Here is a 25,301-nt window from a genome sequence, read left to right as displayed (position 1 = left end):
CAAATGTCACCGATAGAATATGAAAACCAGTATTATCAACGGCTCGGAAGTGTCTAGATTATCCGTGGCGATTCAAGCTGTTAGTTCAACGATACTCAATCCTCTCAAAAGTAATGTCATTTATACAGCAATACGAACTGGCAACTCTGAAACACCAGAGTTTCCTGAGGTAAATTCTCAAAACTCGGCAAGAAAACCGCAATTTAAACCTCTTTAAACGGCTAGTTTTCAGATAGTTAAAATGATTCTCTAAGCCAAACACAACAAATATTTTCATTTCAAATCAGATTGATAGATAAAAACGATCGATCGTTATTACTGATCAATTATCTATTGATGATAGTCATTGACTATCAAAAGAAAGCAATCGATCGGTATAAATGATTTGCTAGACCCTGTTTCCTAGCCGTAATGTAACTTCAAAAGAAACCACCTAGCACACTGATTTATCAGCAGAATAAGCTGATGCATACGTGCGCCTTTGATTCAGAGAAACTAACCTCGGACGAACCTATGACAGCAACAACTGAAGTAAAACAGCCCAACTTCCTTATGATGAAACGGGTATGGATTGCAATTGCACTTCCGATTGTCATTTTCTATTTCTCTGGAATTCAGGGGTTGGTCCAGCTTGCAATCGTATGGATTTTCGCAAGCATCATGCTCTTGATGTTTGCCTACAAAAAATTCCGAATTAAGAAGTGGAATGCCAGCACCAGAGATGTGTTCGGAGAGTCTGACGGCATGTGGAGCCATGAGTTCGGTTCAACTGCTATGAAGCTCGATGAAAAACGGGGACTGATCCATCTCAAGGAAGAGAACAAACAAAAAACCTATCCGTTCTCAGCAATCAAAGAGTGGCGATACGATTTGTCTACTACGAGAGAACGGGCTGGTATCAACAAAGAACTCGACCGCACTCATGATTTCAGAGAGTCAGGCTTTTACATCGCAGTAGATGATGTTCAGCATCCTGAGTGGAGAGTAATGTTTTTCCCGCAGCATGGCGACTTCAACTCTCAGGAAGGCATTCGAGATACGGAGCTTCAGCTTAAAAGATGGATGCATATCTTTGACAACTTAATTAACAGATAAATTTTATTTATTATTTATCAGTGACTTAAAAAACCAATCGCCTGATTGGTTTTTTTAGGCTGCTGACGAAGTTTGGTGAAAAAGTTGCTATAAACTTTGGCGATATGATACCTATTATAGGCGGAATCATAGAGGGCACTTTCGATAGTGTATCAACAAATATTGTTGGAAATGTCGCTCGCAAAACCTTCATTGAAAATAGTCCTTTGATAAAAACGGGCGATGAAAAATTGAATAAGGATGTTAGAAAGTGCTTAGTAACGTAGATTCAAATAAAGAAAAATATCATTCACTATTTTTTAAATTATTAAATTTAGTTCCTATAGCTGGACTGATATATTCATTAGGTGTCACAAGTTTATGGATATACTTTGACAGATTAGGAAGACTTGACGTTTTCCATGCTGCATTAGAAGGTGAAAAATCATTTGACATAATAACAGCTTCTCTATTTATATCGCTTTTTCTTTTTTTATTAATTTTTTACACCCCGTCTTTGCTTATGGTGGTTTGTTTTAATAATAAGTTTTATAAAAAAGACGGTTTCCCTGAAACAATTGAGTATTCTATAAAAGCTGTATTTATAACCTCACTTTTGACTTTAGCTATATTTTTAACTGGCACTTACTTTTTTTCTTTAGATCCCACACGAACTGAAATGCTATTAAGTTTCATAGCAATAATAGTAATCAACTTAACCTCCCTTTACCTAAGCAAAAGGAAGGAAATAAAACAAAATAGAATCAGTCTCATGAGAAAGCTCAAGGCCTATTTCTTAATAACACCTATATCAATTACCATTATATCACTTGCTCCAATAACGGCATTGGCACTTTTTATACCGTTATTGAAAATAAATAATGAAACATCACCACTTAGCTTTATGAGTGTCGTAATGATCTCTGTTGTTGTTATAATGTTCTCTCAGATACCTGCAACTATTTTTCTGAGAGATGACAAAAAAACATCATCTTTTAAAAGAGAATGTTTGGCCATAGGATTTGCGCTGCTATTATTAATTCCTATTTCTTTTGTTATAAAACCAATACCTATAATAATTATAGATATAACCATGAAATTAGCAGGTTTAACTGATTATAGAGAGCATAATTATTTCATTAAATCAGGAGACTACTCTGAAAAGATTTTTAACAACCCTGTTTGGCAAAAAGAAGCTGATAAAAGTGAAAACAAATACACAATAAAAGGTATTACTTTTTTCGCTTATAAAAATGTCAGCTTAGTATGTCCATTGGGCATTGAAAAAACATACAAAGAAGCAAGGAAATTTTCAATATTTGATCCAAGCTTTGACACGGACATTTTGAAGGAGTTGGAAAGAAAAATGCAGTCATGTTTTGTTTTTGATAAAAACAAAATCATTCAATGGAATGACATGAGTTAAATAAATTAAAGGATCGTAATTATTTTTATAAATATGATCCTGCTTTCTAATCTTTAGTTATTAATCCATACGTAGCAATTTTCTTTCATGCCATCTTTTTCATTTGCAGAACACTCGCCCTAAGTTAAGTGTAAAGATCATATGGCATATTTATTGTATCGCCATATTGAATAAAAAGTATATCCTATACCTTTTTCTTCAATTTGAAACCATCCGCTTTAAGCTCTGGTGAAGGCGTAAAGCTTTTTTTTTGAGTAGCAAATATTCTTTCTACTTCATACTCATTCCAGATAATGTATTCAATAATAAACTTATAGAAATACAGCACTCGTTCAAGACTGACAGTTGAAGGTATTGTATAGAAGTTTGGACTGAGTAAAGCAGAACTCAAAACTGCAATAATGTTGTTTGGTCCCTTCAGGTAGGGATTCTGATAGTCTTGCTGATACTTCAAAAAGTATCCAACACAGAACAGGTAGGCATCTTTTACGATTTTTTCTTTATTGCAGTCTGATTCATCGTATCTAAGAATGAAGCGATTGAGAAGTATCAAAAATTTCTGATCTGGCAAATATCTGTTTAATTTATTCATAGTAGCATCCTTGCTTTTGTGAATGTCATCCTGACATTTAAAGAAATATCATAATATTACAAGTAGTCATACCCGATTTAAGAAGAAAAACTAATAAAGCCTTATTGAATAAGTAATACAGCGCCGCCAAAAACTAATTTGGAAAGTATTCTGTTAAGTTTTTATGTTTTTTGATGTTAAAACTTTACATTTTTTAAATCATGAGATTTTAAATAAATATTCATCTTGCCGCTCTCCCATAGTAAATATCTTCCACCTGATTCCAGTATTCCTCTTGAATAACTTTAGCTTTACTGCGGAGTTCATCTCCCATATGAATTATCAATGCTCCTCTTTCCAACATGTCACATAGCAAAATTTTACTTATATCTTCAGTGCTTAGCTTGAGAAGATTAATGTCATCTGTCATAAATGAATCTTCATCTGGGAGAAGACATGGCATTGTTTTCACATAATGGTCCAGCATCCCTTTTGGCACACTTAAGCTACTGAGCAATACATGATCTTCGCCTTTTTCAGTCTTTTCTACAGCGATATTAATTTCATTCTGTGTGATTTTCTTTGATAACCCTCTGAGTAACTCATTACATTTGACCACTGACATTATGGTTTCATAGATATAGTTTCGACTATCTTCATTTAACTCAGGTAAAAATTGGAATGGATTGTATTCACTATCTTCGAGGTAATAGCTCAAACATGCCACAGATTTTATACTCAATGCATCAACAGGTAATAACCTGATAGCTTCAGCATTAAAAATCTTATCAAAGCTTTTTTGACTCACCAGCCTTGAAAGATTCCCAATATTTAGGAATTCTTTGATTTCCATATTGTCCCCACATTGTCGATGTTGTTCGTCTGGAGCCTAACTATGAAGCTGTTCTCGAATTGCTAATGGTGTCAGAAATCCACTCATCGACTTCAATCTCAATGAAAGCTACTGACCTTGCGCCCAATTTGATAGGTTTAGGGAATTTATTTTCAGAAATCAATCGGTAAATCCATGCTTTCTTGTAACCTGTTTTATGCATGACTTCTGGTAAGCGGATGAGTCGTGTGGTTTGTTTAATAGATGTGTTCATGATTGTATCTCCTCGTCTTGTCGATGAGTTGATACTAAGTAGACGGGAAAAGGCTTTGAAGGGATTTGGTGGACATTTTTTTTATCTGAAATTTCTTAGCATACTTTATAGGTTAATAAAATTTTTCGCGGAGACTCTTGACAAGAGAAAAAACCTTTTGATTAACAATTTAGCATTCCTAGTGCATAACTATCGCTTTCGCTACTCCGACAGCCCCTTGAAAAACTAATTTTATAAACAAAAATTATGGATTTTAACTGCTATCAATGCCAAACTATTACTTAGCATCTATTAATATTGAAAAAAATAATAGGGATAGAGTGATAATATGTTTTCATATCCTTAACTATTAACACATAAGTTAATTAACCTCTTTAGGCCACAACACGTTTAACGGAGTCTATTATGTCTGAAACATCTTTAATTGCAGCTTTAGGGTATTTACAGGAAATAATAAAAAGAATGGCAGCAAATTCCCTTTTTCTAAAAGGGTGGAGCATGTCTTTAACTGGTGTGATTTTAGCTGTTTCAAAAAAAGAATCTGGTAATGACTATCTCACTCAGTTATGGTTATTAATTATCTTTCTAAATATACTCTTCAGTATTTTAGATGCTTACTACCTCAAGCAAGAAAGACTATTTCGTAACGAGTACAATAACAAAGTAAGTGGAATTTCAGATTTAAACGTAAAACAAAATCTTACAATCATATCTACTGAAAACGTCAACGCCAACATGTTAAATGCTTACATTTCAATAAGCGTATTACCTTTTTACAGCTCACTAATTATCTTTAGTTACTTGATAGCAAGAGGATGTTTACAATAATGTTAAATTGTTATGATATTGAAGTTGAAAACTACCAGATTGAAAACGAAGAGTTAATATATGAGACAGATGGAATTGAACTCAAACTTAAGGAAATAATAACCACACAGGCGATTGACGGTAAAGAAGTAGCAATTATAGATCACAAGGAGTTTTTGGAAAATTGGTTTCCAGATACAGGGTGCCATATTTTCATTTCTCATAGTCACAAAGATGAAAAGAAAGCTATCTATATAGCTAACAGATTGTATGAAAAGTATGGAATTAAAAGTTTTATTGATTCAAAATTCTGGGGATTTGTTGATAAAGCCATTAGTGACATTAATCATTTGCACAGTAAGTGTGATGATAATTCAAACTATCTTGACTATAAGAGAAGCATGAGGGTAGCAAGTAACTTTTATATAGTGTTAATTAATGCTCTAACTGATGGTATTTTCAAAAGTGATAGCTGTTGGTTCTTAAACACTCAGAATTCACTTAATGCAAGTAATAATGATAGTGATGGGACTTACTCACCCTGGTTATACACTGAGATGAATTTCACATCTACAGTAATAAGAACTCCTCATCCACATCGACCAAAAGTAACTCAAGAGAGCTTTGATCATGGCCTTGAGGATATGATTAAATCATCCAGTAGGGATTTTGCTTTCAAATTCTCGCCTAATAAATCACACATGCAAAAGGTTCAAAATGACAAATTGCTTAAAGTGATCTCTAACACAGAAAACATAAATGAAAATTTGGATATCGATAAAAGCAAACCTTTCCAAAACTTAGATGCTATTTATAATTTTTTTAGCTCCTCTCTACACACAATAAACGGATAGTTTATTTAATCAAATCAGACTAAAAGGCAAATTAGATAGTGAATAAATTTGCCTTCCATTTATAAAACCTCGTTAAAACTATAATTTAGCACATCCTAACCATCTCCAGTAAGATTAATAAATTAAACCACACCTTATATTTTATAATGACAAAATCAAAAAACCGATTTTTTTTATCAAATAATTTACCCTATTACAATGTTCTCAGCTGAGCTATTTTACTCTCCATTAGATGCCGATTCTTGTTGATGAAACTCTCAATATTATTACAGGTCTCACCTGACAATGCTTTTTCAGCTATTGGACGATCTGTGTCCTTTAGTTGCTCATCTCCTCTAACTTCATCTGTGAGCTTAGGATAAAGCACTCTGGAAAGGATGGTGTTTGAAAGAGAGACATCATTTAACTTAGCCCACATGAGCAGATCAATCATTGGAAGGATACGGTAGTCAACCAACTTTAGAATCTTTCCCAGACCGAAAGCCTCTTGCTTCCTGCCCTTGATTCCATACTCTTTCCTCCACACAGGAAGTAGCGCACGAAGCGAGCCTATGATTTCTTCATCTGATGAGCTTTCGAGGTCAAAGTAGGTGTATACACGGCTTTCATTGGTTCCCAGAAAAACGGTTCTCATACTTTGAGTGAGTGGCTGCTCTTTAACCTCTTTCTTAAGTTGATCAGTTCCTTTGACAAACGATTCCTGAGAGAACATCCCAAGAGATCTTTTGAGTGCTTCAACATGATTGAAGGTGATTTGTCGTATGTGAGTTTGGCTTTCCGTCAGATGAGTGTTGCTATCAAACGTTTTACTGATTAAAGGCTTACCTGCAAGGATCTGGTCAAAATAAACATCCCCTTCTCCAAAAAACTCAATTGAATCGAGGATGTTCTTTCTGACCTGTAACTCCTTATGTAAACCTTTCAAAGTGCAAGACTCAACATCAACATAGTTGTCGTAGTTAAACCAAGCCTGTAGCTCTTTGTAGATCTGAACCGTATCCATACCGAGGCCTTACATTTGTGTTTTTATAGCTCAATGTAGAAGTCAGCTCATCATCACCTTGAACCAGCTCTTCAATCAACAAGCTGTGAAACAGTAACAACGGCTGATAAAATTGAGTATAATTAAGACGCTTTTTTAAGTGTCTCACAACAGTTTTTAAGGTTATTTTTGAATGTTGGTATCTATGATGGTATAAAAAGTTTAACTTCAATTAAATACTTTAAAATCAGCAACTTAAACACCAGTTCGATTCCTGCAGGGACACCATGTACACATCTCGTGTCATGTACCGAATTCAATAAAACCCCTTGTAATCAGTGAGAAACCCTCTATTTTGGCTATGCGACGTCAACTGATGTCTACCCACTTCAATGTGAATCAATAAGCGCCTGGGGCCTAAGTGAGAGCTTGTCCTGTTCAATGGTTCCAAAATGCCCTTAAAGTTACCAGCACCTTTGAATCAATAGCCTGTATCCCCGCTGGGGCAGCGATGTATTAAATCAGCCTGTTGCTGAAAGGCTCTTTATCCTATCCCCTTTTAAAAACAACGCCTTACAGGGGTTTTTCATGATGTAATACCTTAAAAATTAACGTTAAAAGCATACGGGGATTCAAAGTCATTTGAGTCCTGACTACTCAACCTGAAATCTTGTAAATGATCATGCACGATGAAAAAAGCCACAGCATCAACAATGAAAAAATAGCTTTATAAAATAAAATCTTAGCCCCGTACCAACGCTCAACCAGAGAGCGAGTGCTCCCCTTTCTTTTTGCCCACAAATGCGCAATCCCGTTATCAAACTCAATGAGGTCGTTTTCACTCTCAATGAGCTGAAAAAGTCGTTCATCCAGCCATAGACGCCAGCAGTAGTAATGAGTCAGCAAAAAGAGTCCCATCAGCAACACGCAATCGGCTGAAAACAAAAGGTTAAAAATCAGTGCTAACGGCGGCAGCGTCAGAGCAGCGAAATAGCGCCAGCTCGACAGATGAATTTGCATGATTTTTCTGGTCATGGTGATACCTGATGACATTGCAGCTCCCTGCTGAATCTTTCCAGAACCTGGATATGAGCGGGCGTCAGTACCACCTGAGGGCGCCGGGATTTGATTAGCGCCACAGCCTGCGTTACAGACCTGGCATGCCCTTCACTCAGCAACCAGGCCGCAACAACGGTTGCGCTGCGGGATAAGCCTAAGGCGCAGCACACAAGGACACTTTTATGTCCTTGCCGCAACCGGCGGAGCCTGGCGACGGCCTGCCGGATACTCTGAATTTCCGGTGCAACTAAATCCATCATCGGATAAGCTTCCCAGCACTTTGTCCTGCAACTGATTTTATGAAATTCAGCCGTCAGGTCGAGGACAGCGGCCTGCGCCACGGTATTGTCCGGGAACCGGCCCAATGCCATGCCGTCATAAATAACGTTGCTCAGGGCTATTCGTCGGGAAAACCATTTTTTTGAAAGCCATGCCCCGGCTAAATAGGGAAACAACAGCCAGCGGGCAGAGAGGCTTAACTCGCCGTTTTTGTCTTTCTGGAACACCGACACGCCGAGTCCGGCATAGCCCGCTGCCACCACCAATAATGCCACAGCAGGCCACAGCAAAATGAAGCCCTGTGAGCGCCATAATGCCGCCAGTAAAAACACCAACCCACCAGCACAGTATTTCATGACGAGCAGCAAGGCGTGAGCAGACGGGCGCCGCCATCGCCAACGGCCTTCAACCGGAATGACATAGCTAATCATCACCCCGACAACAAACCCGCTAATTACATCAATGACATGGTGCTGCCAGGTGGTGATTACAGACGCAGCTATCAGTAAAAACCACGCACCAGAAAGCAGCCCTGCGCCTTTTCCCAGATGCTGACGAAAACGCAGCCATAGCAGCCATGTCAGGATGATATGCAGCGATGGAGCCTGGTTATAAGGCAAATCAAATTGTTCGAGCTGTTGAAACAGCCAGCCAAACATCCCCTGCGTTTCCGGGCGAATAAAGGTGTATCTCAGCGGGAACAGAAGAAAGCCTAAGCAGGCAATTAGCGATGCGGCAAGCAGCCGCCAGCCATGGCGAGTCAGTTCCTGCTTTGATGTACAGATAAACAGCGAAATACCATACAGCAGGTCTATGCTCCAGTAAGGCACAATGGTCCACGGCATAAACGGGATGGCATGTTCCCAACCCAAGACCACACTCCCCACATCATGACGCGTGGCCGTGAACTGATTCACCTGCCCATAGCTAAAGAAAAAAAGCGGTCCCAACAGCACCAGCCAGCACAGCCCCTGTTTCCAGAGGCTGCATTTGTTCTGCATTAGCGGCGACTCAACCATGCTGCTTTCTCACGGCCAGTGAGACGGTGAAAATACCAAATTCATCAATCGCCTGATGACATTTCTCGAAGCCCGCCTGTTCCACCAGCGTATCCATTTCTTTTTGACTACGCACACGCATCATCCACGGAATGCCGTTCTGATGGCTGGTTAAGGTATAAGCGATGGTTTTTAACTGCGGGTGCCAGGGCTGCCCGGTGTAGACCAGTACGCCGCCAGGTGGTATTGCTGCAGCCAGCCCGGCGAGTGAGGCTTTAATCAAGGCGTTATCCGGGAAGAGTTCGTACAGCCCGGAAACGATCCCCAGTGTCGGCGCGGGATCAAGCGTGGCAAGAGAGTCATAGTCAAAGGCATTACCCTTTTTGAACTGAGCGAGGTGGCTCAACCTGCGCCCTTCAATCAAGGCCTGCCCTTTTTCAACGTTCAGGTCGCTATAATCGCGCAGTAGAATGCTTTCGATATCCTGATGTTTTTCCAGTGCGTCGAGCACATAGCGCCCGTGCCCAGCCGCGATATCCACCACACGTACCGGCATATCACTCTCTTTCAGCCTTGTGACCGCCTGCTCTATGACCTGCTGGATATTGACTTTTCGTACCCGGATCCCCTGCCAGCCGATACTGTTGAGGTAGTGCCGGTCAATCATGCGCCCCAGAATACCTTTGCCTTCCGCATAGTTACGGTACACATAATCCAGCGTACTGCCGGAATCAAAGCCCGTTTCATAGCCTAGCCGCATACCTTTTGAAAGTCTGCCGATCGTTTTCATGCCATAGTTCAATGAGGAATAGAACATGCCCTCCAGCGAGTGTGCTTTGGGCGGTGCCTGCAGCTCACGGTACGCGTCGGCGCTCGGGCTCCACTGGTCTTCATGGCTGTAATCGAAGGTGTAAGGCTGAACCGCGTAGAGTTTGTCGATAAAGGTTTTCATTTTATCGAAGGCCAGGGCGCGATCTTTTTCGCCCAGCGTATCGTGATAGAAGCCAGGCAAAATATGCTGCTCTTTGATAACGCTGCGCAAACCGGCGTAGAACTGTTTTTGCGGCTTCGCATGCACAACAAAATCATCGCCAGAGATAAGCAACTGAGTCGGCAGTGTAATGGCGGCAGAGTCGGAAACAATGCGCTCAGCCGTTTTGTAGAGATCGAGAAGAATATTCACCGCGATTGCCCGCGTGATGAGTTTATCCTGCTCAAAACTGGCGACACGCTCCGGATCGTGGCTGAGGAATTTCCCTTTCACGTAGGAGTTAACGTAGAACAGACCTCGGAGCCGCTGCATCAACCCAAGGCCCGTACGAGCGAACGGCACATACAGTTTGACCTTAAAAGCCGGAGAAGCCAGCACCATTCCCCGAATTTTCGGCGCATAGTCGTGAACCCAGGTGGATACCAGAACTGCTCCCACGCTCTGCGCAATCACTACGATATCCTCAAGGCTGACCTGCGCGTCCTTCGCCACAAAACTTACAAACTCATCCACGTCCAGAACGGAGCGGGCCAGGCCTGGACTGTAACCACGATCGCCCGGAGACTGACCGTGACCGCGAGCATCCCAGGCGTAAAAATGCGTATCGGGCATGACCAGCTCATCGACAATGTGCTGCAGCCGTCCGGAGTGTTCATGTCCACGGTGAAACAGCACAATCACTTTTTTACCGTTACCTTTCATTGCTGGCCAATGGCGAAAATAGAGCGACTCTCCATCGCTGGTTACGAATGTATTTTCCTGAAATAAACGTGCTTCCTGACTCATGGGACTTTCCTTGTCGCCTGCTGTTGTAATGTGACGAAACGAGTGAATAACGATTGTTTAAACGTGACTTTAGACGCGTCGTAAAAAAGCGGTTCATCAATGAAGATGTCGATAAAAAACGGGACGGGGATTTTCTGCCCTTTGCCCATCGAACGGTCCAGGCCGTGCATGTAAACGGGGATAATCGGCACCTCCGGACACTGCTGGCTTAAATGCCAGATGCCGGATTTGATCTCTGAGAATTTCCCCGGCTCGCCGCGCGTGCCTTCAGGGAAAATAATCACAATTTTCTTTGCTGCCAGCGCATCAATACAGGCCTGTAGCGGATTTGCCTGATGGGCTCCGCGATAAACAGGAATGATGCCTATGACCTTCAGGGCAAACCAGCCAACCACTTTGTTTCGCAGGAAATAATCTGCCGCCGCCACGGGCTGCACGTTCACCAGCGTTGAAAGTGGAAACAACGTGAAAAGCGTTAACACATCCAGATGGCTGTTGTGGTTCGCCACGATAATTGCCGGGCCTTCCACAGGCAGCTTTTTGCGGCCAGACACGCGAACGCCCAGCCAAATCCAGACTACGGGGTACGCGATGCACAGGGTAAAGATCCAGCGCAGTAAACGGTTCATCTGCGCCCCTTATACGTAGAAGTAGTAATAGAAGTGGAAGAACAGCGGCGCGGTGTAAATCAGCGAATCCAGGCGGTCAAGAATACCCCCGTGCCCCGGCAGGAGTTTCCCGGAGTCTTTCACGCCAAAATCACGCTTGATGGCCGACATCACAACATCGCCACAGAACCCGCCCAGACCGATAATCACTCCAGCCCCTGACGAATGGAGCCAGTTCATTGGTGTGAGCTGCGGACCCAAAATGGCAGCCAGCAGCGTAGTGGTCAGCACGCCCCCCAGCAATCCGGCCAGCGTTTTATTAGGGCTGACCTTCGGCGTGACCTTGATTTTACCCAGCGATTTCCCCCACAGGTATTGCGCTATGTCGTTAAGCTCGGTGGTCGCCACCAAAAATATCACCAGTAATGCGCCAGCTTTAGTATCCACGCCTGGCAACATCATCAGGAAAGCTACATGGCTTAAAGCAAAGACCGTAGTCATCATGCCCCAGTGCATGACGGATGCAGAGTGCACGAATCCTTTCGTATCGCCTACCAGCACCATGCGGGCGGGCAGGAATAAAAAGACGTAAATCGGAATAAAGATAATAAACATGCCATACCATGACATGCCCACCCAGATATATTGCAGCGGGATCGCGGCATACATCCACAGCAACGGCACGCTGTCGGAGCGGCGGGTAGGTGCCAGCGTTAAATATTCCTTCAGTGACAGGAAACTGAGAAAACCGAAGAAGGCGAGCGCCAGCCCTTTGGATGAAAGCATCGCCAGCGTAAATAAGCCAACAATAACCCACCAGCTATTGATACGTTGCTGAAGCTCAAGCCAGTCGCGCTGCGGGCAGCATTTTTTTAAGACGCAGAGGATAACAGTCGCCAGCAATAAAATGCTGAAGAACCCGCCGAGGCAGTAATACAATGTGTACAGAGAATCAGGCATTTTTGACCACCAGCACGCTATGGCAACGATTGATCGAGGTCCAGGCCAGAAGCACTGCCGAGGCACTAAAGACGATATTGGTCACGATGCTGTACTGCGGCCAAAGCGCGATAAACAAACCTAAAGCCCCCAAAACAAAGGCACGGTCGCTTTTACCCATCGGACCACGATAATTTCGGCTACCCGTCAGCGTCTGGGCGATGATGCCGCAGAACTCCGTCAACCACGACAGCAACACCACCAGCACAACCAGCCACGGTGATACCCCGGTTAAAAATGCAAATGTCAGATAAAGCGCTGCATCAGCTATGATATCCCCGACCTCATTAAGAATGGCTCCGAGCTGACTCTTCTGATTAAACTCTCGCGCCAGCATGCCATCTATCGCATTCAGTGCCATACGAATAAACAGAAAGATAGGTAGTAAAATGTAAAGGCGGGGGTCGGGAAATAGCATCAGCCCTGCGCCAGGTATTACCGAGAAGACTGCCGCACTGACGGTCACCTGATTGGCCGTTACGCCCCGGAAAAATAACACGCGGACTAAAGGCCGTAATAAATCCTGAAATTTTGGTTTAATATCGTAAAGAGTCATATTGTAATTTGATAGTCCATTTATCAGAAAAAATTCACCATCTGGCATTTTAATGTTTACTGCCAATGATAAAATACAGTGAAATCACCGCATACTTTAAATATGGTAGCTATGGCGTCAGATGTCATCACCATCAATTTAATGGCGCGCAGGTATACCTGCACATTTCCTCATTAATCCTCCTTGACAGTTCTTTCATTACTCAAGCCGCTGAACTCTCCCACAAAAATAATGGATAACTATTAATGCAGTAGAATAATGCCGTAGACAGATAAAACAGCGACACCGCCAAGAAGGTACAGTGGAGACAGCACAACGTCCGTTGCCACTGCAGCCGGATAGAGAAGTCGTTTCGCGGAGAGAGTATTGCGGGTATAGAATTTCACCTTAATCGGATGGTCAAACCGGAAGACATCAGCAGGAACATGCGCTTTTTGATGTATGGTTCCCTGCAGACCAGAGAGTTTGATTTCGCACTCACCAGCACCTTTATTATTACCGGTGCAATACCACTCTGATAGTTTGAGGATATTTAAGATTAGCATTTTCTCAGACTGATCCCGATAGCTATATTTCAGGGTAACCTCCCCGCTGAACTGATTTTTTTCTTTATTCAGCGTGAATGTACCATCTTCAGATACCCTGACCCTGGCCTTATCAATTTTACCAGACACCAGTGCACGCAAAAAATCACTCGCGCCTGAGGTAAGGGCATAATCAAAATTATTGCCAATAAAAACCCAGCTATAATTTTCTTTTCCCGATTCGGTGATGGTTGCTGCAGTGATCACATCATTGTTATACAACGTCCGGCCATTTTCATGGTGTTTTATGTCATTTTTCAGGTTTTTTGTTGCACAACCCGATAAAGCCAGCACGGTCAGTACTAACAAAAGAACATTATCCATTTTTCTTACAAAATTATTCAAAATTATTCCTTTTATAAACAGTATTAATATCTCAGAACTATCGATTGACGCCGATAACCCCTTATCCGGCCTTGATCGCCATATAAAAGAGGAACGCATATTGGCTGTCGGGTTTTCGCATTTCCGGATCCGTGATTTATTTCGTTATTTCGGGATTTTTTCCTGTCAGCTATTGACTGTTTCGCCAGGTAAATACGCAATGACTAACAGGCAAAAAAAATAACGATTACTCATTCCGGTTCCGCTATGCAAGGAGCGCTAAAATCAACCAAGCCTGATTCTTACTGACAAATGAAGCCGCAGCGGGCTGTCTGGCCTGCAATTTTTTGAGAAACTGTGATTTTACTGACATAGTGTTATCTTGCCTTACATACGAGTTGTCGTGTCGAGATACTGCTGTTGCTTAAGATGTCGCAGAAGAACCCGTCCTTCTGGTGCAAATTCTGTTGCATAGCGCACAAGGCCAATACTCTTGAGCTCGACATCAATGGCATAGCGCAGCTCGCCGGGGACGTTCTACGCCAGCAGGACAACAGTTATTTTTTTCAGGCGTGGCCGTATTTGGCACGCGGGTGTGGTAGTAATATTCCGGCGCTTCATGACGCATCATTCCGCCTTTGTGACGAAATCTGGTCGTCGCTTTCACTCTAATCAAGCTCAATCAATTTTGCATTTCTTAATGGTTACCTTTAATAAAAGAAAGCTTTTTAAGACATATACCCTGATCTTGATCAACCATTTTAAAGTGATTATACCCTGGCTGTATTATTAGCTTTGCAGAACATATATTTGATTTCGATGACAAACGAAAACCTACCCCACCGCCACCATTTGAATTATACTCAAACCGCCCACCGGTTGACCAACCAATACTTAATTCATAATTATCCATTATTATGGATGAAAAAGAGCTTTTTATCCTGACCTCTTCTCCCGACTCGATTATATCAGGACGATCCCTTATTATTTCATCAACTTCCTCAGGAGTTGGTTCGATACCGTAAACACTCTCATTGATGTACAAATACACACGTTCTTTCGTTGTGTTCTGAACGATGACTACCGGCCTTACAGGAATAAAAAAAAGCACAAGAATTGCAATAAGAAGAAAGATGAATGTTAATATCGCTTTTTTTTCATGGCATCTACGGCTCGATTTTTTTAGGGTTTTTATTATTCCAGCACCAGTGCTTCTGCTTAGAAACTGGAAGTGATTCTTCAGCTGTGCTATCCAAAGCATTCAGAATATCCTGAGTGGTTAGTGTATCTGCCATTTTCCCATGCCGATGATACAACGAAAAACCAATTTTCATGCTAGTCACATCATCCAATGTATCATTTCCGACAGCTCCTGGGGTCATGTTTTGCTCCCATATCGAGCCCGATAACAATAAATTTTCCTTAAACCCAACACTAAGACCGACATACCCATAGTGGATATTTGACCAAATATCATAAAAATAATCATAATGTTTATATTTATGATAATAAGACTTAGATGGAGTATTACCAGGGAGGGGTCGCGCAACAGCTACTGAACCAAACATATCACGAATTTTTGGCTTATGATCCCACACGGAACCTGTTTTCACTGTTTGATACCAAACAATTATAGCTTCAGAAAGATGAGGATCAGGACGAGGAGCTAATTTCGCGTAAAAAGGTAGATTATTCCATTATTTTAATGTGTTTTTCATGGTTTCATCATCGATATAACCTCTTATAACATTTGCAATCCGACCTCTGACATTGGTTTTAATTTCATTGAGTATATAGTCAGCAACCTTTATAGCGCCGTCAGTATGACGACAATGCAGTTTACTCTTAAGATCTGACGACTGCCCGGTAGTCGTTACTGGTGGAGTAGTTGCTGATAAAGTGGCTGTAGCTGCCGTTGTTCCCTCAGCAGAATTTGCACTACCCCCACTCTTTTCATACGTATCATCCATCATCGACGGAATAAACTTCGCCTTACAGGGGCAGGTGCTGTAGCTGTCGAGAGTCCCGGCCATCCGCCTGTCGTGAATGGTATCGTTGTCACAGCAGTTCATTGAGAGGATAAAGATCGATGTTTTTTGCTCAGCCTGTTAAAAATAAAAAAAGAAATAACATATATTATTATAAACGCAACATTTAACACACCGTAGAACAACCAGGCTATGGAATAGGTTTCGCCAACAAGATAATCCAGATGAGAGCCAATTAACGCTGGTTCATAAGTATATTTTATATCCATAAATGAAAGAGAAAGTACACCTGTACTGACAACTAAAAACAGCGCTACAGGCAGAAAAACAAACAGTAGCTTCTTAATCATTCTCTACTCCCTGGGATTGGGTGAATGTGGTCGGAGCATAGCCGCTTGATCCCTTCCCTGCGAGCCCACTTCCCTTACCTATCGTACCGGCTGTCTCGTTACCACTGCCAGCGCCTTCAATTTTCTTACAATCAGAAGAGTTATGATACTTAGCTATAAATTCATCAGTCATTCTTATCACTCGCATATCAGCAGGATTTTTGGATAAATCCATCAGATAGTCATTCAAAGATGAGGGGATTGCAAAATCCTCACTGTAGCCAAATAAATTAAGTAATTTCACATCGAACATTTCTGTACCTGCCTTTTTAAGGCCTGTCACTGTTGTTGTCGTACAATTGTTGACAGCAAGATTATAGATATCAATGATACGACCATTTTCTTTTATATCAGGGTTAGTGTTCTCACCATCAGGACGAACATCACTGGACGCCCATAAAGAACTAAATATTGATAACGTGTCTGTTTCATCAACGTCTAGTATTTTATAAACTGACGATCCCATTCGATAGAGTTCTTTTGAGTAAAACGTATCAGCTTTTTCACCGGAGTATTTAATTAATACGCCCTCGCCAAAAGGGCTAAACCCTTCCTGATCATACCTACCATAGGTAAACACATAAACGGTGCTATTGACGTGAATTGAAACGAAGACATGCCCTGCTCCCTGTGTTTCTGTCCAAAGAAAAACACCATTACGCAATTCATTTGGTTCCGCAAAACACATTCCCGCAAAGTCACCTTGAGCAGCATGGGTGCTATCTATAGCATTGTTAAGCAGCTGCGCCGCATTTTTCGCTAGTGAATTCGTGGAAGGTGATCCCGCCCCCCCCCCCCATTTTTCTCATACGTATCATTCCACATAGACGGAATAAACTTCGCCCTGCACGGGCAGGTGCTGTAGCTGTCGAGAGTCCCGGCCATCCGCCTGTCGTGAATGGTATCGTTGTCAATGCCACCGGCTATCCTGAAAAGCCCGGCATGTTTACCGCAGGTCACACTGTCCTGCTCTCGGGCTACAGGTTTATCAAACAGCGTGTGATCCTCTGCGCCCGTGGTGATTTTCCCTCCGCAGGTCGTTTTGTCGCCCTGCACCAGATAAAAGCCTTCTGCTGCCATATTTTTCCCTTTAGCTGAATTCTGTCCGGGTTATCCGCAAAGCACCGCACTGCTTGCCGGATCGAGCGCAATCAGACCGGACAGAAGCTGGTCCATCTCCGGCTGAAGCTGTGATTTATCGGTTTCACTGCGTGTGGCTTTCATGCACAGCAGTCTGAGGCAACGCAATTTCACTTCAAATAGCAGTGCCTGTGTCCACTGCGTGAGGGTGATTGACTGTGCGGCGCTGTCGAGTTCATCCAACAGATGCAGGGCCAGTTCATTTTTGCCCTTTTGCTCGGCCACACGGGCTATCAGCAGACGCAGCAGCCATTTGTCTCTTATAGAGTCGGTTCCTGGCCGGGTCTGCAGCCAGTGGAGCGTGGCATCCAGGCCTTCGCTGTCTGCTTTCTCCAGCGCTTCCGGCTCAAGGGCCAGAATATCGTCTGATGGATATACCACTGCAAATCCAGCCAGAGGTGATTGGCGCCACGCGAGAAAGTGCTGTCCGCCTGCTCCAGAATCTCCAGCCAGCTCTGCTGCAGATAGAGGCATTTGAGCATGGGTCTTCTCCGGTCGGACTGGTGCCACTTACCGCAGCAAGCCAGGGCTGCCAGCTTTCCGTGCGTGTGCCTGTTGCTGTCGTTAGTCTGACAGGCGGCGACCAGATTTTGCAGAGTGCTTATTATTCGACTTCATCCATGTCACTGTTTCCGGTGTTGGCCATCAGCGCCTGAGCGGTAGCCGCGCTGTCGACACTGAATATCTGATCCGGTAATGTGAAACCGTGCAGATCCAGTAGCGCCAGCGGACCTTTTCCAAGTTGTGAACGCAGTACCCACTGCAGCGTGCGACCATCTGGCGCGGTGAAACTCATCATCCACTGGCTACGGTTAAGCTGCTGGCGCTTGCCCTGATCCAGCCAGCGAATAAAGCCCCAGGCCCCGCTGTAATCCCCGAACAGACGCGTTCCGGCATTGACCGTGATCCAGGTCAGCATAGTCCCCGGCTTGTAAGTGTCTCCCGGCCAGCGGAAGCTTTGCCAGTCGGCCATCTGGTTGAAGTAGTGCAGCTTTTGTCCATCAATAGTCAGCTGAGTTTCCACCACCTGTGGTACAGGACGCGCCTGCAGCTCAAAGCGGATGCCCTGACTGCCATCGGTGAACAGAATGTCTGACAGCTGGCTCAGCTGGTTAATGGCCCGCAGGAAGGCCGGGTTAAAGGTAAGCCCCTGGCTGTTGACCTTATCCGGTACCCACTGGCTGCCCTCTTTGTGCAACACACCGCTGAGTTCCGTGGTCAGGAAGCGCTCTATACGTCCGCTGTCCTTACGCACAAATTCAGCCATCATGGGTAAAGAAGCATCACTTTTGCTGGCCGCAAACGGGAAACGCCCGTCAAAAGCAGTTTGCCAGTTCGCGACAACCGAGCGGCTCCATTTATCATTCAGACTGGCTGCCGACGGCTGAAGCACAGTCTCCCAGGCCTGGGTCAGCGGCTGCACAAACATCGTGTTGCCAAAACCACTCCACTCTTCGCCAAGGCTTGCCGAAATCAGACTGCCGTATTGCTGAGTGTCTGTCAGATCCACGCTTTTGCCCTGGAATACGGTCTGCGCCAGGATCTGCATCATCGCCTGCGGATCTGAGGCGCTGGCCACCTGTTGCAGTCGCAGACGCACGCGGGTGATACGGGTCAGATACGTCTGCAGGCTCAGGGAGGTGTCAGCCGACATGACGTTACTGCCTTTATTTTTACCCAGAAGCTGAAGCAGTGGACCAAAGGTTTCATCCAGCGGCCCCTGCGGCCCTGACGCAGACTGCTCAATCGTGGGTTTATCTTTTCCGCCTACGAGATCTTTAGCCGATTTGATGATGGAATCCGAAAGACTTTCGCTTTGCTGGCCGGTCTGCCCCTGCCAGGCGAGGGTATTCATCAGGGCAATCAGTGGCGACTGCCGGACATCACTCATCAGCGTCAGCTGGTCGGTAACGTCAGCAATGTTGTTTGCCTGGTTAAGTCGCAGGCTGTTGAGGAAGCTCAGCCAGCTGCCGGCAAAGTCGGTGAAGTAGCGTTGCGTCAGACGCGCCTTCAGGGCTTCCGGTGACAGGTCAGCTGATATGGCCTTATGGGAATCGCTCAACACCCAGTCAATTTCATCCCGGCGGGAATTTGCAGCCTTTGCGATAGCCTGCTGGATGCCCCCTTCCCACGCCTGACGGGTAAACATGCCTGGCACCACTTCCTCGGTGGTGAACAGTCGCCGCGCATCGGTACCGCTGGTCATGTCTTCCAGAGACACATCGGCAAAGTTACGACGCACCGATTTGAGCATGTTCTCATACAGGGTGCTTTCGGCGTTACGCCGTCCAATTTGCTGCAACAGTACCTGGCGGCTCTGACTCACCAGCTGCGCATCCGGCCTGATTTTCCACTGTGGTTGCTCAGGCAGTTCGGTGATGTAGAAGGCCCACAAGTCCGGCGACAGGCTTTGCCAAAGGCCGGTTGAAATGCCCATCCGCGTCGGCTGCACGGCTTTCATGGTCTGGGCGTAATACGCGCCGTCGACTTTATCCGGACGAGCCATCATTAACCAGGCTTTCAGTTGGTCATAGCCCGGCTTCGCCAGCTGTGCCCGCTGGTCGCTGCCGGGTACAGAGCCTGCCAGCGCGCTGAGCTTCTGCGTAAGCGCCTCGTTCGCCGGGTCACGTATCAGGCGGTTGTTTGCCACACCGTACCAGGGCAGCAACGCATCGAGCAGTTGCTGGTTATGGTCAAGACCGAAGCGCTGGTACCAAGGGGCACCATCCTCAATATGGTGCTGCAGGCGGCCGGCGTCATTACGCAGCATATGCAGAGCCGTCAGCTGGTAATCCGATACGGAAGAATGCTCCACCAGAGCATGCGCCTGCTGCGCCACAGAGACAATCTGCAGACGGTTGACCGCAAACGACAGCAGCGTCCCCGCCCCCCAGACACCGATAATGGCCATCAGTGTCCAGGCCAGCGTCTGTTCCCGCGCCATACCGACACGGCGGCCACGCACGCGGGTACAGTCATCAACGATCCCCTGCCAGGTCACCGGCAGGGTCAGCGCATGGCGTTGTGATTCCGGGATATATTTCTCAGCGTTGGCAGCTGCAGCACCGGCTGTTTCTCCTGCGATAGCGGCGGGTTTATTCTCCGGCAGGCTAAACATCAGGCCACGCAGCGGAACGCGCTGTTGGGAGGCTGCCAGCCATGGCACCAGTTGCTGAGTCCAGCGGGCGATACCGCCGTCTTTGAGGTGCTGGCCCAGGCGCAGCAGGAAGTCGTGGCCGTTGTTCTCAGCGACCTGACTCATCCCCTGCGTTCGCAGGGCCGGAAGCATCAGCTCAAGCTGGCGGGTAATTTCGTCAGGCTTAGCACGCAGCGGGAAACTGGCACCTACCGTCTGTTCAGTGCGTTTTGCCTGCGACCACTTGCTGTCGCACAGTTGCCACAGCCAGACCGGGGCGGAATAGCGCAGTAATTCGCTGATTTTTTCCAGCCCGCGTAAATCGTTATCGCTAATCTGAGGTGTGAGGTTAAGTGACTGAGGTAAGACGCGGACAATACCGTCCAGTGGGCGTCCGCGACGCAGTTTGCGTAGCGCGGTATATTTTCCCTTGTCCGGTTCAGCAGTCAGACTACCGCCGTAAATCAGCACGGTACGGTTGCCTTCAAGCCACTGCTGCTGTTGCAGGCCGGGTACCAGCTGTTCAATCGCAGCTTCGTCACCGGTAATCAGCAACAGGCGGGTTTTACGACGCCAGTAAAGGCCAATACGGGAGCGGAGATGCCCCCGAATCCTGTCACACATGGCCACCGCAGGATGAACAGGCGCTTTATCATTTTCCCGTTTCTTTTTCTCATCATCACCGTTGGTATTGTCGACAAGCGCATTAAACTCCTGCTTACCGACACTACGTACTGCCGCCAGAAGCACCACTGATACAATTAGGGCACAGCCTGAAATACATCCGCCAGCGATAAGCCAGTAAATTTGCTGCTGACTACCGTCTTCAATCCCGGCAGTATCCGGATGCTTCCAGACCATGAACGTCATAACGGCTAACAGCAAAAAGAAAATCAATGCGACAGCAAGATAGCGGCCTTCCGTAGTCTTCGGTGCTAAAGGTAGCTTCACGGATCCATCTCCTGTCGGGAAGCAATCGGGGTAATGAGCGTGCTCCACAGCACATTCTGTGTGGTATCTCCGCAGATAATCATCTGTGGTGACTGAGTTTGTCGGGCGATTTCAGTGGCGGCAGCGATAGCCAGCCAGGGGGCTGCGGCTCCGGCATGTCCCATGGATATATCGAGCGAAATGACGGCTTCGTCCTCTACAGACTGCGCAGGGTGAGCATTCTGGCACTCGATAACCTCTGCGCGCTGCTTACCCGTAAGACCGGCAAGCCATAAATTTTTCACGATATTTTCTTTGAGCGGGACGTTCCAGGCGGCCATGTTCATCCCCTCGCGCAGTTCACCTGATGGAGCAGGATCAGGCCGGTGCAGCAACGCGAGAGGTTCGAGCGCCTCCTGGGTCAGGCGGTTGCCAAGAAGCAGAGCAACGGCTGCTTCAGCAGTATTGTTTGAAACAACCGGGTCAATCTGGAGGCCAACAATCAATAACATTGCTTTATCTTTAATGCGTTCATTCAACCAGCGGTCAATTACACTGAGCCCACTCCTTTCACCATACTCAACAGAAAGAGTAATATTGTTCTTTTGCCAGGCCTCATCCCAGTAATGGCGAATACTCTCCAGAGGCAGCGATGTTGTTACATCAAAAAATACTACCAGTGGTACTTTGTCAGGGATTCGTGCGAAAGGAATGCCAGTAATCAACTTCGAAAAAATATTCGTTATTACGAATTTTAGCGAGTCCTGCGGGCTAGAAGAAATTTGGCTCATCCTGGAGCTTTCATTACCATCCCGGTCGACCTGCGAAACAATAATACTATCGTTATTTTGCATGGCAATAGCTGTATCTTTCTGAGCAACTAATGAGTGGCCGGTAATAAATGTTGCATTCAGCACCTGCAGTGCACGACGTGCATTACGGGTTTCTCGAAGAATCCATTGTTCTCGCTGTTTGTCGAAAGCATTTGCTTTGCTATCCTGCAATGCCCACAGAAGCAGACAAGAAGCAAACGGAACACTCCACAAAACAACAGGCACACCTAAAGAAATTTTCCAAAAATACAGATTTTCAACATAACGCCCAAATATACGCATTAATATAACACTGACCGAAAGCATGGCAACCAGAGCAATAAGCCAACGAGAAAATTTTAGAGGCTTAGGTCTGGGATAGCGTTCTGGTAAATATTTAAGTGTATATGGCATGATTATCCTTTGCTTACTTAATTATCTAAAACAATCAAAATCATCTATACTTTTTGGATTGCCATGATTTATATCCAGTGCATAATTCAAAATTATTATCGCTTAAAGAATCGAATGCTGAGCTAATTCCAATAAAATCCCCATTAGCCAGATCTATAAAAAACCTTGGTTATTATCAAGATATGCAAGGGCTATAGACCTCAGATAATTCACATCGAAAACACCATCACTAACACTTTTCTCTATATTTTTATAAGAGCGTTAAGATTAATTAGTATTATATTGGTAGTTTGAGAGTTCTCTTCATTTATCTTTTTGGCTTCTCCCATATGACTATTTTTGAACCGTCACATTTAACTCTATAACCATTAACTATGGTATCCAAATATATTTTTTTAACTACTGACTTTTATTTTATACCAATTGCGTCATCTTCAATAAGTTCAACATCAACCGAACAAGCATTAAATGAAATCACAGAAAGCAAAACGATCGCTATAAACCACCTCACCCTCTCTCCTTAAAAATATCACTAAGCTAAATGGCTCCTCTGTAGATTTATGACTTAAAACCACACGATTTAATTCACTTTTGTTGTGAAAATAGAATCCCATTTTCCCATCATGTATTTCAGAAGAGATTTGTCATTCTTGAGATTGAAATCAGGCACTGGAATCTTCTCCCCACCGAATCCCTCACTACCGACAATAATATGCTCTTCTCCCCTTAACGAATATTTTACACTATCTTTAAAAGCAAAATATTTTACAGTTACAGGGTCAACCCCACCAACACACCCTATTTTGTAGGCAAATAAAATGGTTCCCACACCATCAGGAAATTTTTTATTCACCTCGACAGAATCAGGTAAAATATCTAATTTTATATCTTCGTCGCAGTTTCTGACAAAATCCTTAAGGATCCAATCGTTACTGTTCCCTGTGACTTGTTTAACAAGTAAGGCCACTCCACCGTCTTTGCTATCAAGTTTTTTATCTATAATTAGAACATGTTTACCGGAATTATCATTCCATACCTTTTGGAAGGATTCAGAACTTGCAAAAGCTGATTGGGATAATACAAACGTAAAAGTAATAATTAGGTTCCAAATCACCACTGTTGCTACTTTCATTTTGGCCTGCCAGGTTTACTAAATACTTAATCAAAACAGATTTATTCCAGAACAACCGTTGACGCTTTATGCCAGTTACTGGTCATGTATTTATATAATAGGATGTTATTTTTCAAATTAGTATCAGGCACCGGTTTAACATTATCATCAATCACCCCATTAGGTGTAATCATCCGTTCTTCTCCTCGAAGAGAATGTTTCACACCATTTTCGTAAGCAAAATATTTTACAGTAACTGGATCAAGACCACCCACACAACCTATGGTATAAGAAAATAACACTGCATCAAATGAGCCATTGATTTTTTTAATCTCGAACGAGTCCTTAATCAAAGCCATGTTTATATCAAGCGGGCATTTATTTACATAATCGACAAGACTCCATATCTTTTTGTCTCTTACATATTCCGAAGCGGTAATTCTTGCATTTTTAATGTTGCCAAAATTTTCTTCGTTAATATCAATTTTCACCTTATGAGTACCATCCGGGCGATCAAACTCCTTGGTAAGGGTAGATGCAAAACCACTAATTACAGGTAAAGCCACCAAAATTAAAGTAAGTGTTATTTTTAGAATCATCTTGTACTCTCACGTCCAGTTGTTTTGGAATGAATACCAATCATTTCATTGAGCTCATTTACATCAAAGGTTTCTAATTCTTTATGTGCGTTTGACTCGTAATATCCTTTGTATGCCACTGGTAAAAAAAATCTCAAACCATTAAAGGGAGAGAATTTTATCGTGTCACCTTGATTCCCTCCCAAGCAAATTAATGCTCCCGACTTCGATTTGCCATATACAAAAGTTGCGTGATGTCCTGATGATGCGGCACAACCGTAAATAGGTTTTTTGATCTCAAAAAAATTGCCCCTATCTCTAAAAAAAGAAATTGCACGATACGGGTCTGGAACTGTTTTATGATACCCACTCTCTTGAAAGCAATAATTTACAAAAGACGAACACCAGGCATTTAATGTTCCAACTAGATTTTTTAACCATCCATGACCTATTAATGCATGGTAATTACTAGTGATACGGTTTTCCTTAGTCCCATGCCATTTTTTTGCCTCACTCAGTGCTATATTCATCCATGGAGCCTCTCTCTGATCATGAGGGAGTAACGCAATCGGATTACCAGAATTTTTTCCTCCAACCGGTTCTAGCGCTTTCTTATGAGTATTGATTTCGCTATTTTTTTTCTGTTGTTTACTCACTTTTTTTGAGGTTGGTGGATTAACTGCTGATTTTTTGGTCTCGCCCGCAGTGTTACTACCATTTTTGTCTATAGAAATTGATTGTCCTGGGTATATTTTATTAGGATCTGATATATTATTCTGCCGCGCAATATCTTCAACAT

Annotated in this window: 25 protein-coding genes and 4 pseudogenes; 4 read left to right on the top strand and 25 right to left on the bottom strand. The window is 44.0% G+C overall.

The window, feature by feature from the left end; genetic code table 11:
• The first annotated feature begins 513 nt into the window (after nucleotides 1-513).
• Together QCD69_RS21880 and QCD69_RS21875 are read left to right on the top strand one after the other, a co-directional pair.
• Nucleotides 514-1,095: a DUF4755 domain-containing protein gene (locus tag QCD69_RS21880; RefSeq protein WP_301253493.1), complete on the top strand. Its 582-nt coding sequence runs from the start codon at nucleotides 514-516 to the stop codon at nucleotides 1,093-1,095.
• 250 nt (nucleotides 1,096-1,345) lie between these two features.
• Nucleotides 1,346-2,500 (top strand): hypothetical protein, encoded by a 1,155-nt coding sequence (locus tag QCD69_RS21875; protein WP_301253492.1) that lies wholly within the window; start codon nucleotides 1,346-1,348, stop codon nucleotides 2,498-2,500.
• A 184-nt stretch (nucleotides 2,501-2,684) separates the two neighbouring features.
• On the opposite strand, the gene QCD69_RS21870 is transcribed toward QCD69_RS21875, so the two are convergent.
• From QCD69_RS21870 to QCD69_RS21860, 3 genes are all read right to left on the bottom strand, one after another.
• On the bottom strand, nucleotides 2,685-3,092 hold the full coding sequence (locus tag QCD69_RS21870; protein WP_301253491.1) for a hypothetical protein: 408 nt from the start codon (nucleotides 3,090-3,092) through the stop codon (nucleotides 2,685-2,687).
• 220 nt (nucleotides 3,093-3,312) lie between these two features.
• Nucleotides 3,313-3,924, bottom strand: a complete 612-nt coding sequence (locus QCD69_RS21865; RefSeq protein WP_301253490.1) for a hypothetical protein — start codon at nucleotides 3,922-3,924, stop codon at nucleotides 3,313-3,315.
• Nucleotides 3,925-3,964: 40 nt separating this feature from the next.
• Nucleotides 3,965-4,177 (bottom strand): helix-turn-helix transcriptional regulator, encoded by a 213-nt coding sequence (locus tag QCD69_RS21860; RefSeq protein WP_116197327.1) that lies wholly within the window; start codon nucleotides 4,175-4,177, stop codon nucleotides 3,965-3,967.
• A gap of 405 nt (nucleotides 4,178-4,582) precedes the next feature.
• Here QCD69_RS21860 and QCD69_RS21855 point away from each other — a divergent pair, with 405 nt between their 5' ends.
• Together QCD69_RS21855 and QCD69_RS21850 are read left to right on the top strand one after the other, a co-directional pair.
• On the top strand, nucleotides 4,583-5,005 hold the full coding sequence (locus QCD69_RS21855) for a hypothetical protein (RefSeq protein WP_283547422.1): 423 nt from the start codon (nucleotides 4,583-4,585) through the stop codon (nucleotides 5,003-5,005).
• Nucleotides 5,005-5,838: a hypothetical protein gene (locus QCD69_RS21850; RefSeq protein WP_301253489.1), complete on the top strand. Its 834-nt coding sequence runs from the start codon at nucleotides 5,005-5,007 to the stop codon at nucleotides 5,836-5,838. The genes QCD69_RS21855 and QCD69_RS21850 overlap by 1 nt, the downstream gene beginning before the upstream one ends.
• 193 nt (nucleotides 5,839-6,031) lie before the next feature.
• On the opposite strand, the gene QCD69_RS21845 is transcribed toward QCD69_RS21850, so the two are convergent.
• The 22 genes and pseudogenes from QCD69_RS21845 to QCD69_RS21745 all read right to left on the bottom strand — a co-directional run.
• Nucleotides 6,032-6,841 (bottom strand): DUF6387 family protein, encoded by an 810-nt coding sequence (locus QCD69_RS21845; protein ID WP_283547420.1) that lies wholly within the window; start codon nucleotides 6,839-6,841, stop codon nucleotides 6,032-6,034.
• Nucleotides 6,842-7,477: 636 nt separating this feature from the next.
• A complete protein-coding gene (locus tag QCD69_RS21840) occupies nucleotides 7,478-7,873 on the bottom strand; it encodes a hypothetical protein (RefSeq protein ID WP_301253488.1) in 396 nt (131 codons plus the stop codon).
• Entirely contained in the window at nucleotides 7,852-9,177 is a 1,326-nt protein-coding gene (locus tag QCD69_RS21835) for a phosphatase PAP2/dual specificity phosphatase family protein (RefSeq protein ID WP_301253487.1), read from the bottom strand. Before QCD69_RS21835 ends, QCD69_RS21840 begins: the two co-directional genes overlap by 22 nt.
• Entirely contained in the window at nucleotides 9,170-10,933 is a 1,764-nt protein-coding gene (locus QCD69_RS21830; protein WP_253459647.1) for a bifunctional alpha/beta hydrolase/class I SAM-dependent methyltransferase, read from the bottom strand. Before QCD69_RS21830 ends, QCD69_RS21835 begins: the two co-directional genes overlap by 8 nt.
• Nucleotides 10,930-11,562, bottom strand: a complete 633-nt coding sequence (locus QCD69_RS21825; RefSeq protein ID WP_253459645.1) for a lysophospholipid acyltransferase family protein — start codon at nucleotides 11,560-11,562, stop codon at nucleotides 10,930-10,932. The genes QCD69_RS21830 and QCD69_RS21825 overlap by 4 nt, the downstream gene beginning before the upstream one ends.
• Nucleotides 11,563-11,571: 9 nt before the next feature.
• The gene (locus QCD69_RS21820; RefSeq protein ID WP_301253486.1) at nucleotides 11,572-12,501 is read right to left on the bottom strand and encodes a phosphatidate cytidylyltransferase; all 930 of its coding nucleotides are present in this window, start codon (nucleotides 12,499-12,501) and stop codon (nucleotides 11,572-11,574) included.
• Nucleotides 12,494-13,096, bottom strand: a complete 603-nt coding sequence (locus QCD69_RS21815) for a CDP-alcohol phosphatidyltransferase family protein (RefSeq protein ID WP_301253494.1) — start codon at nucleotides 13,094-13,096, stop codon at nucleotides 12,494-12,496. The genes QCD69_RS21820 and QCD69_RS21815 overlap by 8 nt, the downstream gene beginning before the upstream one ends.
• A 242-nt stretch (nucleotides 13,097-13,338) precedes the next feature.
• A complete protein-coding gene (locus QCD69_RS21810) occupies nucleotides 13,339-14,025 on the bottom strand; it encodes a hypothetical protein (protein WP_301253485.1) in 687 nt (228 codons plus the stop codon).
• 366 nt (nucleotides 14,026-14,391) lie between these two features.
• Nucleotides 14,392-14,580: pseudogene (locus tag QCD69_RS21805) on the bottom strand (type VI secretion system baseplate subunit TssE); the annotation flags it as partial.
• A gap of 121 nt (nucleotides 14,581-14,701) precedes the next feature.
• Complete coding sequence (locus tag QCD69_RS21800) at nucleotides 14,702-15,265, bottom strand: hypothetical protein (protein ID WP_301253484.1); 564 nt, start codon at nucleotides 15,263-15,265, stop codon at nucleotides 14,702-14,704.
• On the bottom strand, nucleotides 15,171-15,617 hold the full coding sequence (locus QCD69_RS21795; RefSeq protein ID WP_301253483.1) for a polymorphic toxin type 44 domain-containing protein: 447 nt from the start codon (nucleotides 15,615-15,617) through the stop codon (nucleotides 15,171-15,173). The genes QCD69_RS21800 and QCD69_RS21795 overlap by 95 nt, the downstream gene beginning before the upstream one ends.
• 84 nt (nucleotides 15,618-15,701) lie before the next feature.
• Nucleotides 15,702-15,977 carry a hypothetical protein gene (locus QCD69_RS21790; RefSeq protein WP_301253495.1) on the bottom strand — a complete coding sequence of 92 codons (276 nt, stop codon included), beginning with the start codon at nucleotides 15,975-15,977 and terminating at the stop codon, nucleotides 15,702-15,704.
• Nucleotides 15,950-16,052, bottom strand: a pseudogene (locus tag QCD69_RS23005) (PAAR domain-containing protein); the annotation flags it as partial. The gene QCD69_RS21790 and the pseudogene QCD69_RS23005, both read right to left, overlap by 28 nt.
• Before the next feature lie 20 nt (nucleotides 16,053-16,072).
• Complete coding sequence (locus QCD69_RS21785; RefSeq protein WP_253459621.1) at nucleotides 16,073-16,342, bottom strand: hypothetical protein; 270 nt, start codon at nucleotides 16,340-16,342, stop codon at nucleotides 16,073-16,075.
• Entirely contained in the window at nucleotides 16,335-17,069 is a 735-nt protein-coding gene (locus QCD69_RS21780; protein WP_301253482.1) for a hypothetical protein, read from the bottom strand. The genes QCD69_RS21785 and QCD69_RS21780 overlap by 8 nt, the downstream gene beginning before the upstream one ends.
• Nucleotides 17,070-17,173: 104 nt before the next feature.
• Nucleotides 17,174-17,461 (bottom strand): annotated as a pseudogene (locus QCD69_RS21775) (PAAR domain-containing protein); the annotation flags it as partial.
• 30 nt (nucleotides 17,462-17,491) lie between these two features.
• Nucleotides 17,492-18,012, bottom strand: a pseudogene (locus tag QCD69_RS21770) (type VI secretion system domain-containing protein); the annotation flags it as partial.
• A 113-nt stretch (nucleotides 18,013-18,125) separates the two neighbouring features.
• Nucleotides 18,126-21,608, bottom strand: coding sequence for an ImcF-related family protein (locus QCD69_RS21765; protein ID WP_301253481.1), 3,483 nt, complete (start codon nucleotides 21,606-21,608; stop codon nucleotides 18,126-18,128).
• Nucleotides 21,605-22,813 (bottom strand): hypothetical protein, encoded by a 1,209-nt coding sequence (locus tag QCD69_RS21760; RefSeq protein ID WP_301253480.1) that lies wholly within the window; start codon nucleotides 22,811-22,813, stop codon nucleotides 21,605-21,607. The genes QCD69_RS21765 and QCD69_RS21760 overlap by 4 nt, the downstream gene beginning before the upstream one ends.
• 580 nt (nucleotides 22,814-23,393) lie before the next feature.
• A complete protein-coding gene (locus tag QCD69_RS21755; RefSeq protein ID WP_301253479.1) occupies nucleotides 23,394-23,945 on the bottom strand; it encodes a M949_RS01915 family surface polysaccharide biosynthesis protein in 552 nt (183 codons plus the stop codon).
• Between the two features lie 41 nt (nucleotides 23,946-23,986).
• Nucleotides 23,987-24,523 carry a M949_RS01915 family surface polysaccharide biosynthesis protein gene (locus tag QCD69_RS21750; RefSeq protein ID WP_301253478.1) on the bottom strand — a complete coding sequence of 179 codons (537 nt, stop codon included), beginning with the start codon at nucleotides 24,521-24,523 and terminating at the stop codon, nucleotides 23,987-23,989.
• Nucleotides 24,520-25,301 (bottom strand): TIGR02594 family protein (locus QCD69_RS21745; RefSeq protein WP_301253477.1); only part of this gene is annotated, 782 nt, incomplete at its 5' end. The genes QCD69_RS21750 and QCD69_RS21745, both read right to left, overlap by 4 nt.

It is taken from the genome of Erwinia sp. PsM31, from assembly GCF_030433775.1.
Classification (GTDB): Bacteria; Pseudomonadota; Gammaproteobacteria; order Enterobacterales; family Enterobacteriaceae; genus Erwinia; species Erwinia aeris.
Note: the sequence above shows the minus strand (reverse complement) of the source record. Positions and strands in the feature narration are given on the sequence as shown.